A 15,396-nucleotide genomic window follows, 5' to 3' on the forward strand; every position below is an offset into this window, starting at 1 on the left:
ATCGGCTTCAGCGCGCCCAGACCGGAACCGGCCGGCTTCTCCGGGCTGCGCTTGAAGAAGATGTTGAAGAACGCCAGGAACCGGTGCCAGGCCACGCCCATCGTCGGGTTGAGCCCGATCGTGATCAGCCAGCCCATCGAGATGAACAGCTTGACCAGTGCCACCCACGTCGGGCCGTCATGCGCCTCGGGCAGCGCGCTTCCCACCGCGTGACTGAGCGGGGTCGCCCACGCCGGGAACTCGAACGTGTCGTTGGCGACCTTGAAACCCCGGATCAGGAACCCGCAGACGAGTACGCCGAGGATGACGGCCTCGACGAAGTACGCCTGCCACATGGTCGATCCGAGGAACCTGCTCCGCTTCGCACGGATGGTCCGCTGCCGCACGTAAATCAGGTAGAGGATGCCAAGCAGACCGAGGATGCCGATCCACTCGGTGACGAAGCCGTAGACCAGCCAGTGCCCGACGATCGGCAGCCCGCCCTCGGGGTCGACGACCTCGAAGTACGCCTCCACGACCAGCAGGAACAGGATCATGAAGGAGACCATCACGAGCCAGTGGGCCGCGCCGATCGTGCTCCACTTGAGCATCCGGGTGTGACCAAGCGTCTCGGTCAGCATCTTCCGGGTGCGGGTGCCTTTGTCGGTGAAGCGCTCCGGAGCCGGCTGTCCCTGCCGGATCACCGCGGTGATTGTCAGGACCGCCCGCACGGCGAGCACGACAGCCGTGATCGTGACGGCGCCCGCCAGGACGGTAGCGATGATCTGCGCTATCCCCACGTTGTGCCTCCTCGATCGGCCGCCCGTCGGCCCATGTTACCCACGAGTAATAGACGGCCGCGCGCCGTGGGTCAAGTGGCGCCTGGTCGCGCGTAGGCGAAAAGCGCACCCCGCGCATAGCGCGGGATGCGCTCAATTCGGACGAAGATCACACTACCCACACCAAAGCGGGCACCGGGGCCTAACGCCAGCGAGACAGGATGCCCAGCGACGCGACCATGCAGCCGAAGCCGACCGCAAGGTTCCAGTACGACCACGACTCCACCGGCCAGCGCTGCGAGGACAGGTAGTAGACGACCAGCCAGGCAATGCCGACCACGATCAGCGCGACCGCGGTGATCGGCAGCCAGACTGGACTCGGCTTCCTGCTGGCCGCGGCCGCCGCTGCTGGACGGATGTCCGTAGGCGGGGTGTAGACCTTCTTCTTGCGAACCTGAGACTTCGGCACGGTGCTCTCCTGAAGGGCAACAAGTGGTGAACAACCCACCGCTGAGCGGCTCGGGATGTCCCCGATTGCTGCCCGTGGCGAATACTGTTCGACAGCTAGCGTAGTCAAGGCGGCACGCAGACCGGCACCCGCCAGGCGACAAAAATACTTAGCGCGGTATTTCGGGAGGCTGATGCCTTTCGTAACTCGCTTTTTCGGAAGGGATGGGGACGTGGAATACACGACCGGCGCGCCCTCATGGCGGCTGGTGTTGCGACGCGCCCTGGGCGGCCTGCGACCCCGCCGGCGCACCCAGCGCACCCGCGGCTGGTCGGTCGTGGTGCCGCTGATCGCGCTGGCCGCCGGCCTCCTCTTCACCACTTCCGCCCGCACGGCCGACGGCACCCAGTTGCGCGACGACCGGCGGCCGCAGCTGGCTCAGCTGATCGCCGACAAGCGCACCCGCCTGGCTGCCCGGGCGAAAACCGCCGCCAAGCTGCGCGCCGAGGTCGACGCCGACTCGGCCCGGCTCGCCGAGACCAACCTTCCGGTCAAGGAGGCCCGCGAGCGGGCCGACGCGTTGCGCGCGGAAGCCGGCTTCACCGCGCTGAAGGGCCCCGGCCTCACGGTCACTCTGAACGACTCGCCGCGACGCGCCGCCGACATCGGCGCGGACGCCCCCGACAACGACGATCTTGTCGTCCACCAGGGTGATGTTCAGGCAGTCGTGAACGCCATGTGGGCTGGTGGGGCCGAGGCAATGTCGATCATGGATGTCCGCGTCATCTCCACCAGCGCGGTACGCTGTGTCGGCAACACGCTGCTGCTACACGGCCAGGTCTTCTCTCCACCATTCAAGATCACAGCGATCGGCGAACCCACAGGTATGCGTCGAGCGTTGGAATCCGCGGAGGGAGTCCAGCAATTCCGGGACGCCGTGGCCGATTTCGGCCTGGGCTATACGGAAACCGTCGAGAGGAACGTGACTGTGCGGGCGTACGACGGATCGAGTGATCTCCGATCCGCGCGGGTGGCTGAGTGATGGCTCCGGAAAATCCGGCCGCCAACTCTGGCCGCCATCGCGCGCCTGACAGCGAGGCCCAGACGGCTTACATCCCACGCATCACCGACGCGTCCTCCGACGGCGTCCCCGGCGGCCCGCTGGCGCCTCCGGTCGGCCTGGGCGGCTCCCCGGCCCCACCCGCGTCAGCCCCACCTGCTTTGCCCGCGTCCGGCCTGCCCGCATCGGCCCCGCCGGCGTCAGCCTCGCCCGCACCCCCACCGGCCGCTCCACGCACGCCGCCGCCTGCGTCGACGCCGCCGGCCGCGATGGCCGCAGCGCCACCGCCGTCCTCGCCGTCCGTACCGCCGCCGGCCGTGATTCCTCCGGCTGACGAGACCGCCGTGATCGGCACCGACGCGGAGGCCGAGCGACGCATCGCCGCCTTCGCCCGGCCGGCCTCACCGGCGCCAGCAGCTTCGACCCTCCCCGCCGGACAGTCACGATCGACTGATTCGCCGAATTTTGCGAGTCAGCCTCCACGGACGACCCGGCCGGCCGCACCTTCCAGGGGTCCGTTCATCACCCCGTCTGCTCCCGCCGCGGCACCCGGCCCGAACCGCGCCGACGACGTGCACGCCGCCGCGGCGGCAGCCCGCACCCGGAGTCCCGAGCCGCCACCCGCCACACCGAGCGGCAACGCATTCGACTTCTTCGCAGCCGCCACCGACCCAGCCGCCGCAAGCCCCGCCGCCGCAAGCCCCGCCGCCGCAAGCCCCGCCGCCGCAAGCCCAGCCGTCGCAAGCCCCGCCGCCGCAAGCCCGACCGCCGCAAGCCCGACCGTCGCAAGCCCGACCGCCACGAACTCGGCGCACGCGAGCCCGGCTGCCCCAGGCCAGGCCTTCGCCAAACCAGCCGTGGCAGGCCCCGCGGCCCAAGACCCGGCCTCGGCGAACCCGGGCCCCGCGAACTCGCCCTTCGCGAACCCGGCCACCGGAGGTCCGGGCTTCGCGAGCCCGACCGCAGTCGGCCCGGCCTCAACGAATCCCCGCGCCGCGAGCTCGCCCTTTGCGGGCCCAGCTGCCGCCGGGGCAACCTTTGTGAGCCAGGCAGGCGCAGGATCGGATTTTGCGAACCTGCCGGGTCCCGCCGGCGAGCCGTCTCGCTCGGCCGCCGCCTTCGCGCCCAGGGAGCCGGCACGCCGCGAGGCCCCGGTGAACGGACACGTCCCGGGCGTTGAGGCGAACGGCTATCCGGGCCGGCGCGACGAGGCCCGCACCAGCGGCTACGCCGACCTGAACGGGCAGGGTCCAAACGGCCTGGGCTTGAACGGGCCGGGCGCAAACGGCCAAGGCCTGAACGGGCACGGCGCCGGCCATCCGCTGCGCGCGCCTCAGCCTGCCGAAACCTTCCCCGCGGCGCATTCCGGCCGGGGCGGTGGTTACGCGAGCGAGCAGCCGACCTACCCGCACCCGGTTAACCCGGATCTCTTCGGCAGCACCGGCTCGATGCCCGGGCCGCCCGGCGATGGGTTCCCTGGAAGCCCCGCGGCTCGCAGTGCCTTCCCGAACAGCCCCTTCGCGGCCGCCCCGGCAGGTCGGCAGCCCGCGTTCCCCGGCGACCCGGCCGCCGGCCAGAACTTCGCGCCACCTCGCCAGGACGAGCACGGCTCCCTGCACCCTCGCCAGAACGGGTCTGGCTCCGTGCCACCCCGTCCGGACGGAACGACGCCCCGCCAGGACGGCCACGGCTTCGGTGCATCCCGGTCGCGGCCTGACGCCGTACCCCATGATGGGCAGTCGCTCGACCCGAGTCAGACCGCCATCCTTCGGACCGACAGCGCGCCCACCGGCGTACTCCCAGCAGTCAAACCCAGAGTGACCACCCCGCCGCCGGCGGTGAAAGAACCCACCGCTCTCCTGGCCGCGGTGCCCGGACTTGCGGCGAAGGCCGCGAAGGCCGGCGCCGACCCGAACGCCGCACTCGGCGCGGCCGCGGCCCCACCGGTGCGCCCCGGTGGCCCCGAGAGGCAGCCGGAGCCGTTCGACGGGGGCGAGGACGTGAAGCCGAAACGCGGCGAGCGGGTGGTGAAGCTGCGTCCCGAGCAGACCGGCGAGGGTTACAAGAGCGTCTATTCCGAGATGACCCGGCCGACCGTCGGCTCGCGGATCCGGACCGGCGTCCGGTTCTCCGGCGAAATGATGATCACGTTCGGTCTGATCATCCTGCTGTTCGCGGGCTACGAGGTGTTCGGCAACTCGGCCAAGGTGCAGGACGAGCAGAACGCGCTGGGCGACGAGCTCGACCAGCAGTGGAGCGACCCGACCGTGGCACCGACCGCGTCGGCGGCCAAAGCGCCGGCCGCTCCCGGCAACGGCCTGGTCGGCCGCCTCTACATCCCGAAGCTCGACAAGGAGTGGGTCGTCGTCGACGGTGTCCGGCCGCAGGACATCAAGTACGCGCCCGGCCACTACCCGGAGACCGCGCTGCCCGGCCAGGTCGGCAACTTCTCGGTCGCCGGACACCGCATCCGGAAGATCTTCTGGCGGCTCGACGAGTTGAAGCCCGGTGACGTGATCGGCGTCGAGACCAAGAATTACTGGTACGTCTACAAGGTCTACGGCCACGAGGTCGTGAAGCCGAGTGCCGTCGAGGTGGTCGCGGCCGTGCCCGACAAACCGGAAGCGAAGCCGACCAAGGCGCTGCTCACGCTGACCACGTGCAATCCGAAGTTCAACAACTACCAGCGCCTCATCGTGCACGCCGAGCTGGCCTCCAAGGTGCCGCGCAACCAGTCCCTGGCCGACGCCGGCATGCCGGCCGAGATGAAGGCGTAGACACGATGTACGCCTGGATCTGGCGCAAACTCCCGTTCGGCATCTGGGGCAAGCTGACCGGCTCGATCGGCCTGGCGCTCGCGACCACCGCCCTGCTCTGGTACGTGGTCTTCCCCTGGGCCACCCCGTTGCTGCCGTTCGACGACGTGCAGGTGGGCTCGGGCACCGAACAGGGCCCGGCGCAGGAGGACCCGAACGTCATCTCGTCGACCAGCAACGACGGCCCCGACGAGATCCCGTACAGCACCGAATCCAATGCCCCGCACCCCTCGGGCTCCGCCTCCCCCTCGAAGACGAAGGTCGTTCTCCCCGGTGACTGACGTGCGCATCCTCGTGATCGACAACTACGACTCTTTCGTCTTCAACATCGTGCAGTACCTCGGCCAGCTCGGCGCCGAGTGCGAGGTGCGGCGCAACGACGAGATCTCCGTCGCCGACGTCGGCACCTTCGGCGCCGCCGGCATCCTGCTCTCACCGGGGCCGGGCACGCCGGAACGCGCCGGCATCATGATGGAGACAATCACGGCGTACGCCGGAAAGGTCCCGATGTTCGGGGTCTGTCTGGGTCATCAGGCGATCGGCGCGGCCTTCGGCGCCACCGTGACCCGCGCCCCGGAGCTGCTGCACGGCAAGACGTCCGAAGTGCACCACAGCGGCGCCGGTGTGCTGGCCGGGCTGCCCGAGCCGTTCACCGCGACCCGATACCACTCTCTCGCGGTGCTCCCGGAGACCCTGCCGGACGAGATCGAGGTGACCGGCCGCACCGAGTCGGGCGTGGTGATGGCGATGCGCCACCGCACGCTGCCGATCGAGGGTGTGCAGTTCCACCCGGAATCGGTGCTGACCGAGGGCGGCCACACCATGCTGGCGAACTGGCTGGCCACCTGCGGCCTGCCGTCGGCGCTGGAGAAAGCGCCGCCGCTGGCCGCCGAGGTCGAAACCCGGCGGCGAGCGGCTTTCGCGACTGCCTAAGAGTCCTCGCGGATGGTCGCGAGGGCGCCGCCGATCACGTCTCCACCACCGGTGCCGCCGCCGTTGCCCGGCGTCGACGGATCGGTGGACGGATCGCTCGACGGGTCGGTCGAGACCTCGCCGACCACCGTGAGGACGACCTTGTCGCCCTTCTCGACGGTGGCGTTCGCCTTCGGGTTCTGGTCGATGACCTGGCCCACGACCGCGTTCGGATCGTTCGAGACGACGGTGTTCGTGCTGACATTGAAGCCGCCGACCTGATCGAGGACGGCCCGGGCGGCATCCTCCGACTTACCGGTGACCGGCGGCATTTTGATCTGGTTGGCCTTCGAGACGCTGACCGTGATCTTGGTGCCCGGGTCGACGCTCTCGCCGGAGTGCGTGACACTGGTCACCTGGTCCAGTGGCGCCGCGCTACTGACCGACTTGAAGGTCACCTGCAGGCCGAGCTTGGTCAGCGCGTCCTGGGCGTTCTGCTTCGAGTTGCCGACGAGGTTGCTCGGCACGGTGACCTGGTCCGGCTTCTGACAGATCTGGTAGCTGACCGTCGCGTCCTCACGGACCGTCGAGCCCGCCTTCGGATCCTGGTTGAGAACCGTGCCGTCACAGTCCGGACTGGTGCTCGGCGACTGAGTCTCGATCTTGGTCAGGTTGACCGCGGCGAGCGCCTTTCGCGCGTCCTCGTCGGTCAGGCCGACCAGCTTGGGCATCGGGTGCGTGGCGACCTGCTGCTGCTGGTTGTCGCCGGTCTTGTCGTCGTTGCGCGACATCGCCAGCGCGACCCCGAGCACGACCACCACCAGCACACCGAGGGCGGCCAGCGCGGCCATCACCCACGACGAGGACTTCCGCTCCGGCGGCCGCGGCGGGCCGCCGACCGGGCGCTGCATGGTGGTGGCGCCCTGCGGCTGCCACTGCCGGGTCGGGTGACCCTGCATCGCGATCGTCTCGGCCTCGGTCATCACCGGGGTGGCCAGCACCGGGCGGCCGGAGACGGCACGCAGCGCGTCGGCGCGCATCTCCTGGGCGCTCTGGTAACGGTTCAGCGGGTTCTTGGCGAGGGCCTTCAGGACGATCGCGTCGACGTCACGTGGCACGTCGGGGTTGATGTCGCTGGGCGCCTTCGGGTCTTCCCGGACGTGCTGGTAGGCCACGCTGACCGGGCTGTCGCCGACGAACGGCGGGTGCCCGACGAGGAGCTCGAACAGGACGCAACCCGCCGCGTACACATCGGATCGGGCGTCGACCGACTCGCCGCGTGCCTGCTCGGGCGAAAGATATTGCGCCGTGCCGATGACCGCGCTGGTCTGCGTCATGGTGGTCGCGCCGCTGGCCAGGGCCCGCGCGATGCCGAAGTCCATGACCTTGACCTGGCCGTTCTGCGTGATCATCACGTTGCCGGGCTTGATGTCCCGGTGGATGATCCCGTGCCGGTGGCTGAACTCGAGGGCCGCGCAGATGTCCGCGATGGTCTCGAGCGCCCGGCGCGTCGGCAGCCGCTGCTCCTGAGCGAGAACTTCCTTCAGGGTGTGGCCGTTGACGAACTCCATGACGATGAACGGCAGTTTTTCGCCGGTCGAGGAGATCTCCTCGCCGGTGTCGTAGACGGCAACGATCGCCGGGTGATTGAGTGCCGCCGAGTTTTGGGCCTCGCGCCGGAACCGCTCCTGGAACGTCGCATCCCGAGCCAGGTCGGAGCGCAGCGATTTGATGGCCACGTCGCGACCCAGCCGGAGGTCACGTCCGCGGTGCACCTCGGCCATGCCGCCGTAGCCCAATAGCTCGCCGACCTGGTATCTGCCACCGAGCAGGCGGGCCTGCGCCGTCATAACGTCTGTCGTCCTTCGTTAGCGAGGGTCCAGCCGGGTTTGTCGCCCGCCTGTCTGGTTAGACGGTACGACGCCGCCTGCGGTTCACTGTCGGCGGTGCCCATCTGGGCGACAGACACCGGGGTCAGTCGGCCAGTCGACGTGTTCTGCTTGCTCTGGTTGTAGAGGAACGAGATCACGCCGGCGCACAACAGAACCAGAAGTGCGAGAACGACGGCGAGGACGATCAGCACCTGGCGGCCGGCGGAACTCTCCGGCTTCGTCATCGGCATCGGCTGCGCCGGAGCCGGGCGGGGCGCGGCGTACGGCGGGCGGTATGGCTGCGGCTGCTGCACCGGCGGACCGGAGGGTACGGAGGCCGCGCCGCGCGCGCCCGAGGTGGGCCGCGGCACCGGAGGGTACGGCGGACGGGCGCTGCCGGAGACCGGTGAACCCGGGAACGGCGCGGGGCTGGCCGGGGCGGCCGCACGGGCGGACTGACCGACCGGCTGCTGTGCGGTGCCGGCCAGCGCCGACGCGGCCTGCCGGGCGACCGCGGCCATCGCCGAGGCGGACGGCCAGCGGGCGGCCGGGTCCTTGGCCAGGGCGCGGTCCACGATGGCGCGAACCGTCGGCGGGATGTCGGCGGGCAGCGGCCGCGGCGTCTCCCGGACGTGCTTCATGGCGATCTCGATCGGCGTGGAGCCGTCGAACGGCCGGTGGCCGGAAAGGCACTGATACGCGACGACACCCAGCGCATAGACATCGGAGGCGGCCGTCGCGACGTCGCCGGAGGCCTGCTCCGGCGAGATGTACGACGCGGTGCCGAGCACCGAGCCGGCCACCGTGAGCTGGCCGACCAGGGCGGACCGGGCGATGCCGAAGTCGGTGAGCACCAGCGTGCCGTTCGGACGCACCAGCAGGTTGCCGGGCTTCACGTCGCGGTGCACGATGCCGTTCGCGTGCGCGGCCTGCAGCGCGTCGGCGGCCTGGGCGACCAGCGCCATGGTGCGGGCCGGGGTGAGCCGGCCGACCCGGCTCAAGGTGCGGGACAGGGCGTCGCCTTCGACGTACTCCATGACCAGGAACGCGAGCTGCTGGTCACTGCCGTAGTCGTAGACGTCGACAACCCCGGGGTGGTTGATCGTGGCCATGGTGCGGGCCTCGCCGCGGAAGCGCTCGGCGAAGCCGGGCTCGTCCAGCAGGGCCGGGAGCAGGATCTTGACAGCGACCGTCCGGCCCAGCACCTCGTCGGTGCCGCGCCACACGTCGCCCATCCCACCGCCGGCGATGCGCTCGTCGAGGCGGTAGCGGCCGCCGAGGGTCACCCCAGGGCTGATCATTCAGTCCCCTCCCCCTCCGGCCGCGGCCTTCATGATGAGCCCGGAGATCCGGGCAGCCTCGGCGCTGGCATGGCCACCGGGCACGTTCTCCAGCATGACGCAGACCGCGGAGACCGGCTCACCCTTGTCGTTGTAGGCGAAGCCGATGAACCAGCCGTGCGGGTCGGCGCCGACCGCGTTCTGCGCCGTACCGGTCTTGCCGCCGACCGTGTAGCCCTTGATCTTGGCCTTGGTGCCGGTGCCGTTCTCGACGACGCTGACCATCATGTCCTTGAGGTCACCGGCGACGGTGTCGGTGATCGGCGTGCGGGCGACCGTCGGGCTGACCGTGTAGATCGTCCGGCGGTCCGGGCTGAGTTCCTTCTCGACCAGGTAGGGGCGCATCTGCTTGCCGCCGTTGGCCACCGTGGCGGCCATCAGGGCGCCCTGCATGGCGGTCATCCGCACGTCGCGCTGGCCGATCGACGACTGGGCCAGCGCGCCTTTGTCGACGCTGCCGTCCGGGTTGGCGATGTCACCGGTGCGGCTGGCCGCGACCGGCAGGCCGCCGCCACCGAGGTTGCCGACGGTCAGCTTGTCGTCCTCGAAGCCGAACGCCTTCGCCATTCCGACGACCTTGTCTTTGCCCAGCGTGACGCCCAGCTTCGCGAAACCGGTGTTGCAGCTCTCGGTCAGCGCTTCCTTCAAGGTGACCTGGCTGCCCGGGCAGACCTCGTCCTCGGCGTTGTGGATGACCGCGCCGCTCTCCTTGTAGGTGCTGCCGGCCGGGATCTCCGTCTCCTGGGTGTACTGGCCGCTGGTGAGGGCCGCCGCCGAGATGATCACCTTCATCGTCGAGCCGGGCGGCAGCGTCTCCTGCGTGGCCCGGTTGAGCAGCGGCTGGTCGTCGTCCTTGAGCAGCTTGTTGTACGCCGCCGCGGCCGCCTTCTCGTCGTGGCTGACCAGCGGGTTCGGGTCGTAGGTGGGGATCGACACCATCGCCTGGACGGCGCCGGTGCGCGGGTCGATCGCGACCGCGGCGCCCTTCTTGACGCCCCGCTCGTTGTTGAGCAGTTCCTTGTACGCCGTCTCCTGCGCCGCCGACTTCAACGACAGCACGATGTTGCCGCCGCCGGTGTTGTTGCCGGTGAACATGTCCTTGACCCGGTCGGCGAACAGCTTGTCGCTCTCCCCGGAGAGGAAGTCGTTCTCGCTGCTCTCGATCCCGGTGGCGCCCAGACTGACCGGGCGATAGCCGAGAACGGGCGCGTAGATCTCCTTCTTCGGGTAGACCCGCAGGTACTTCAGGGCGTCCTCGGTGACCTTGTTCTCAGCCAGGCCCTTGCCGCCGACCTCGATGATGCCGCGCGGGCGTTCGTACTGCGCGACGACCACCCGGCGGTTGAAGTCGTTGGTGCGATAGTCGTCCGCCTTGTATGCCTGAACCCAGTTCAGGTTCGCGAACAGCAGGCCGAACAGGACGAGGATCACCACGCCGGCCCGTCGCAGGGGTGCATTCACGGCTGGATCACCTCCGTCATGGCGCCGTGCAGCTGAGTGGGGGCTTTCTTCGGTCCGGGACCGGGGCGGTCCGAGCCACCGCTGCTGGCGGCCGGGCCTCGCGCCGCGTTCGAGATGCGCAGCAGCATCGCGATGAGCAGCCAGTTCGCCATGAGTGAGGAACCGCCCGCGGACAGGAACGGGGTGGTCTGGCCGGTGAGCGGAATGAGGCCGGTGATGCCACCAAGAATGACGAAGACCTGCAAGCCCAGCGTGAACGCGAGACCGCCGGCGACCAGCTTGCCGAACGAGTCGCGCACCGCCAGGGCCGACCTCATGCCGCGCTCGACGATCAGCAGGTAGACCACGAGCAGCGCGGCCAGGCCGAACAGCCCGATCTCCTCACCCATGCCGGCGAAGATGAAGTCGGTCTGCACCTCGGGCACGAAGCGCGGCGAGCCGGCCCCCGGTCCCGAGCCGAACAGGCCACCTGTGCCCAGCGACAGCAGGCTCTGCACCAGCTGATAGCTGCCGCCGTTGCGCTCGTAGTTGGTGAGGGCGAACGGGTCGAGCCAGACCTGGGCCCGGTCGTAGAAGTTCGCGAACGGCCCGCCCACTGAGGCGCCCAGCAGGTAGGCCAGGTAGACGCCGCCGAAGAAGAGCACCAGGCCGATGATCAGCCAACTGGCCCGCTCGGTGGCGACGTAGAGCGTCACGATAAACAGGCCGAAATACAACAGGGCGGTTCCGAGGTCCTTCTCGAAGACCAGGACCAGGAGGCTGAGCAGCCAGACCGTGACGACCGGGCCGAGGTCGCGGCCGCGCGGGAAGTCGATGCCGAGGAACCGCTTGCTGGCCAGCGAGAGCACCTCGCGCTTGCGCACCAGGTAGTAGGCGAAGAACGACACCAGGGCGAGCTTCGCGAACTCACCGGGCTGGATCGAGAACCCACCCAGCTTGATCCACAGCTTGGCCCCGTTGACCTCGGACAGGCTGGCCGGCAACACCGCCGGAATCATCACCAGCACAATGCCGACCAGGCCCAAGGTGTACGCGTACCGCGAGACCACCTTGTGGTCGCGGACCACCAGGAGCAGGACCGCGGCGAGAACGAGCGAGCCGAGCGTCCAGGCCAACTGGCGGCCGCCGATGCCCGCGAAGATCCCGGGAACCGGCAGCTTGTCGGAGAGCGCATCACCGATGTCGAGCCGGCGCAGGAAGCCCACACCCAGCCCGTTGATCAGGGCAACGGCCGGAATCAAGACCGGATCCGCGTACGGCGCGGTGAACCGGACCACGAAGTGGAGCCCCAGGAACAGCACGCTGAGCAGCGCGGCCGGCACCCAGAACGTCGGCGTGATCTCGCCGATCCGGTTCGCCTCGACGGTGGCGCCGTACGCCGCCACCAGCACCATCACGAAGGCCAGCAGGCCGAGCTCCGCGTTGCGCTGGGTCTTCATTCCCGGGATACGGGCCATCTCGCCCGTGGAGGCGGGCGTTGGAGCCGGTACTGCGGGCGCGGTCAAGACATCCCCAGACGTGTCGAGCGGATGGTCAGTTGACGGTCCGGCACCCGACCGGATCGTCAACCGGCGGGACGCTCTCAGTGACCTGAGCGGACGGTGTGGTGGCCACACTGGGCGCGGTCACGGCGGGCGCCGAGGACGGCACAGTGCCGGCCGGCGCCGTGGTGGCGCCGGTGGACGGCGCGGTGCTGGCGGTGGAGCAGAGCGGCTTCAGGTTGGGATTGGTCGGGTCCTCGTCGGTGAGCTCGGCGAGAGTCTCCACCGCGTCGGACCGATCCTGTGCGTGAATGCCCTGCTTGACCCGCTCCTGCGCGACCGAGGTCAGGTCCTCGAGCCGAGCCGGACTGGTCTCGTTGACGCTGGACAGGTCGAGCCCGGCGATCTGACCCGGGACACCCCGGAAGATCGCGAGCTGACCGGCCTCGGTCGAGCCCACGTAGTACTGGTCCTGGGTGTACCGGTAGCCCAGCCACAGGCCGCCGCCCAGCACCGCGAGCAGCACCACCACGAGCACGCCGGTGCGCACCGGGTGCCGTTTCGGCCCCGGCTCGCGGCCGTCGTAGTTCGTCGGCTCGGCCGGTTCCGGCTGTGCCGGGCGCGGCGACTTCAGCGCGGCCGCCCGGGCTGCCGCCGTCGAGCTGTCCGCCACCGTGGTGTTGCCCCGGTCGAGGGAGGCCGCGCCACCCACGATCGGCGCCTGCTCGATGATGTCGCCGTCGGAAGCGTCGGCGATCACCACGGTGATGTTGTCGGGCCCACCGCCGCGCAGCGCCAGCTGCACCAACCGCTCGACGCACGCCTGCGGGTCGGCGATCTCTCGCATCGCCTGCCCGATGGTGTCCGCGCTGACGACGCCGGACAGGCCGTCGCTGCAGATCAGGTAGCGGTCACCGGCAAGCACCTGGCGAACCGAGTACTCCGGGTCGATGTCGCGCCCGTCCAGCGCCCGGGTGAGCAGCGACCGCTGCGGGTGGCTGCTCGCCTCCTCGGGGCTGACCCGGCCCTCGTCCACCAACATCTGGACGTAGGTGTCGTCCTTGGTGATCTGGGCGAACTCGCCCTTGCGCAGCAGATAGGCACGGCTGTCACCGATGTGCACCATGCCGAACTTGCTGCCCGAGAAAAGGACCGCGGTCAGCGTCGTGCCCATCCCCTCCAGCTGGGGATTCGCGTCGACCGTGTCGCGTAGATGCTGGTTGGCCTGGCCGACGGCATGGCGGAGGGCATCCACCAGCGCGTCACCGGGCACATCCTCGTCGAGTGGCGCCATCGCAGCGATGACGATGTTGGAGGCCACGTCGCCGGCGGCCATGCCGCCCATCCCGTCGGCGACAGCAAGAAGCCGCGGCCCGGCGTAGAGGGAGTCCTGGTTCAGGTCTCGGATCAGACCGCGGTCGCTCTGAGCGGCATAGCGCAGGGTCAGGGTCATGGCCGTAACTCAAGAGATGTGCGACCGATACGAATCGGTACGCCAAGGGGGACGGGAGTAGGTCCGGAGACCTTACCGCGATCGAGATAGGTGCCGTTCGTCGAGCCAAGGTCCTCAACAAACCACTGTCCGTCCCGCGGCACAAGCCGGGCGTGCCGAGCCGAGGCGAAATCGTCAGTGATGACGAGAGTCGAATCCTCAGCCCGACCAATGGTGATGGGAATATCACCCAGCGTGATGCGCGTGCCGGCCAGGTTGCCGGCAGTCACCACAAGTTGCCGTGCGGCCTTACCGCGCTTCACCTTCGCCGGCCGGCCCGCCGGCATCGCGCCACCCACTCCCCGAGGGCTGGCGACGATGCTCTTGGACCGGACCCCCGCGAAGAGATCCCGCCGGATGACCCCGACCACCGTGAACACGAAGATCCACAGAAGGATGAGGAACCCGAACCGGGCGACGGTGAGGACGAATTCTGGCAAGGTGCCTAGCCGTCCACTCGGAACGTCAGCGTGGTGGTGCCCAGCTGGATCATGTCGCCCGGGTTGAGCGCCACGGCGGAAACCCGCTGGCCATTCACCATCGTGCCGTTCGTCGAACCCAGGTCGGTCAGAACCACCTGGTTGCCGTCGTAGTCCAGCCGGGCGTGCCGCCGTGAGATGCCGACGTCGGGCAGGCGAAGGTTCGCCTGATCACCCCGGCCGATCACGGTCGAGCCCATCTGAAGCGGGTAGGTGCGACCGTCACCGGAGACCAGCCCCACGCTGCGGCCGTTCGGCCCACCGTGCTGCTGGTAACCACCCTGTTGCTGGTCGTAAGGCGGGTACTGCGGGCCGGCGTCGTACGCCGGCTGCTGCACCGGGGCGACTTCGCCGCCCGTGTAGACCTCAGCGGTCACCCGGAACATCCCGGTGTCCAGGCCCTCGCCCCGCTCGATCTCGACGATCACATCGCCGTAGACCGTCCATGCCTGCTCACCGATGAACTCCGCCTGTGACTGCGCAAGTTCCTGCGCGAGCGCGGCTGCGTAAGGCGCCAGCCGGCTGTGGTCGTAGGGCGAGAGGTCGATCACGTAGCGGTTCGGGACCAAAGTGCGGCCACCGGCGAGGATGGCCTTGTGAGCCTCAGCCTCCCGCTGCATGGCATTCAGAATCTCCACTGGGTGCACGACACCCTTGAACACCTTGGCGAAGGCCCCCTCGACCAGGCCTTCCAATCGCTTTTCAAAGCGCTGCAGCACGCTCACCGGCTCCTCCTCGGCTTCCGAGGACATGATGGTATCCGGCCGCCGCTTCCGCATCTGCAGCGAAAGCGCAGCCGGCACTTCTGACCCTCGTATGACCCCCGTCGACGCCGTGCTAGTCTTCCCTGGCGCCGCGGGCGATAACAACTCGCTTGGTGACTTGCGACAGCGTAGTCTGTCGCACGCAGTAACGAAAAGTTGGCCTACCAGCCAGCTTTTGCCACGGGGATGTGGCGGAATGGCAGACGCGCACGGTTCAGGTCCGTGTGTCCGAAAGGACGTGGGGGTTCAACTCCCCCCATCCCCACGAGACGCCAGGGGCTCTGTGTTCGCGGAAAGCGCGAACCCGAGGCCTCTCGTCATATCTGCTCCGGGGGCCGAGCCCCCGGAAACCCCGCGTTGCGATGGTCACCCTGCGCGTGTCGGTCACGCATCCCCCGTGGTCACGCTCCGCGTGTCGGTCACGCATCCCGCGGTGGTTACGCTCCGCGTGTCGGTCACGCATCCCGCGGTGGTTACGCTCTGCGCGGCGGTTGTGCTTGCGTTTGGTTGCGCT

General features: G+C 69.2%; 12 protein-coding genes, 1 tRNA gene and 1 pseudogene. 5 read left to right on the forward strand and 9 right to left on the reverse strand.

Annotated elements, in window-relative coordinates:
* A pseudogene (locus AB0E90_RS48130) lies at positions 1 to 779 on the reverse strand (Fe-S oxidoreductase); the annotation flags it as partial.
* Between the two features lie 181 nt (positions 780 to 960).
* A complete protein-coding gene (locus AB0E90_RS48135) occupies positions 961 to 1,227 on the reverse strand; it encodes a cell division protein CrgA (protein WP_360419877.1) in 267 nt (88 codons plus the stop codon).
* A gap of 211 nt (positions 1,228 to 1,438) precedes the next feature.
* Here AB0E90_RS48135 and AB0E90_RS48140 point away from each other — a divergent pair, with 211 nt between their 5' ends.
* From AB0E90_RS48140 to AB0E90_RS48155, 4 genes are all read left to right on the forward strand, one after another.
* The gene (locus AB0E90_RS48140; protein WP_360419879.1) at positions 1,439 to 2,248 is read left to right on the forward strand and encodes a DUF881 domain-containing protein; all 810 of its coding nucleotides are present in this window, start codon (positions 1,439 to 1,441) and stop codon (positions 2,246 to 2,248) included.
* Positions 2,249 to 3,420: 1,172 nt separating this feature from the next.
* The gene (locus tag AB0E90_RS48145) at positions 3,421 to 5,043 is read left to right on the forward strand and encodes a class E sortase (protein WP_360419881.1); all 1,623 of its coding nucleotides are present in this window, start codon (positions 3,421 to 3,423) and stop codon (positions 5,041 to 5,043) included.
* A 5-nt stretch (positions 5,044 to 5,048) separates the two neighbouring features.
* Positions 5,049 to 5,363, forward strand: a complete 315-nt coding sequence (locus tag AB0E90_RS48150) for a hypothetical protein (protein ID WP_360419883.1) — start codon at positions 5,049 to 5,051, stop codon at positions 5,361 to 5,363.
* A gap of 1 nt (position 5,364) precedes the next feature.
* Positions 5,365 to 6,015: an aminodeoxychorismate/anthranilate synthase component II gene (locus AB0E90_RS48155; RefSeq protein WP_360420002.1), complete on the forward strand. Its 651-nt coding sequence runs from the start codon at positions 5,365 to 5,367 to the stop codon at positions 6,013 to 6,015.
* Here AB0E90_RS48155 and pknB read toward each other — a convergent pair.
* From pknB to AB0E90_RS48190, 7 genes are all read right to left on the reverse strand, one after another.
* Positions 6,012 to 7,844 carry a Stk1 family PASTA domain-containing Ser/Thr kinase gene (gene pknB, locus AB0E90_RS48160; protein ID WP_360419886.1) on the reverse strand — a complete coding sequence of 611 codons (1,833 nt, stop codon included), beginning with the start codon at positions 7,842 to 7,844 and terminating at the stop codon, positions 6,012 to 6,014. The two genes, AB0E90_RS48155 and pknB, sit on opposite strands and share 4 nt — an antisense overlap.
* Positions 7,841 to 9,166 (reverse strand): serine/threonine-protein kinase, encoded by a 1,326-nt coding sequence (locus tag AB0E90_RS48165; protein ID WP_360419889.1) that lies wholly within the window; start codon positions 9,164 to 9,166, stop codon positions 7,841 to 7,843. The genes pknB and AB0E90_RS48165 overlap by 4 nt, the downstream gene beginning before the upstream one ends.
* Positions 9,167 to 10,666 carry a penicillin-binding protein 2 gene (locus AB0E90_RS48170; protein ID WP_360419892.1) on the reverse strand — a complete coding sequence of 500 codons (1,500 nt, stop codon included), beginning with the start codon at positions 10,664 to 10,666 and terminating at the stop codon, positions 9,167 to 9,169. It lies immediately after the preceding gene.
* A complete protein-coding gene (locus AB0E90_RS48175; protein WP_360419894.1) occupies positions 10,663 to 12,123 on the reverse strand; it encodes an FtsW/RodA/SpoVE family cell cycle protein in 1,461 nt (486 codons plus the stop codon). Before AB0E90_RS48175 ends, AB0E90_RS48170 begins: the two co-directional genes overlap by 4 nt.
* Positions 12,124 to 12,199: 76 nt before the next feature.
* Positions 12,200 to 13,600, reverse strand: coding sequence for a protein phosphatase 2C domain-containing protein (locus AB0E90_RS48180; protein ID WP_360419896.1), 1,401 nt, complete (start codon positions 13,598 to 13,600; stop codon positions 12,200 to 12,202).
* The gene (locus AB0E90_RS48185) at positions 13,597 to 14,079 is read right to left on the reverse strand and encodes an FHA domain-containing protein (protein WP_360419898.1); all 483 of its coding nucleotides are present in this window, start codon (positions 14,077 to 14,079) and stop codon (positions 13,597 to 13,599) included. The genes AB0E90_RS48180 and AB0E90_RS48185 overlap by 4 nt, the downstream gene beginning before the upstream one ends.
* 5 nt (positions 14,080 to 14,084) lie before the next feature.
* Positions 14,085 to 14,870 carry a DUF3662 and FHA domain-containing protein gene (locus AB0E90_RS48190; protein WP_360420005.1) on the reverse strand — a complete coding sequence of 262 codons (786 nt, stop codon included), beginning with the start codon at positions 14,868 to 14,870 and terminating at the stop codon, positions 14,085 to 14,087.
* A gap of 194 nt (positions 14,871 to 15,064) precedes the next feature.
* Here AB0E90_RS48190 and AB0E90_RS48195 point away from each other — a divergent pair.
* Positions 15,065 to 15,147, forward strand: a tRNA-Leu gene (locus AB0E90_RS48195).
* Positions 15,148 to 15,396 lie beyond the last annotated feature (249 nt).

This window comes from Actinoplanes sp. NPDC026619 (assembly GCF_040638295.1).
Lineage (GTDB): Bacteria > Actinomycetota > Actinomycetes > Mycobacteriales > Micromonosporaceae > Actinoplanes.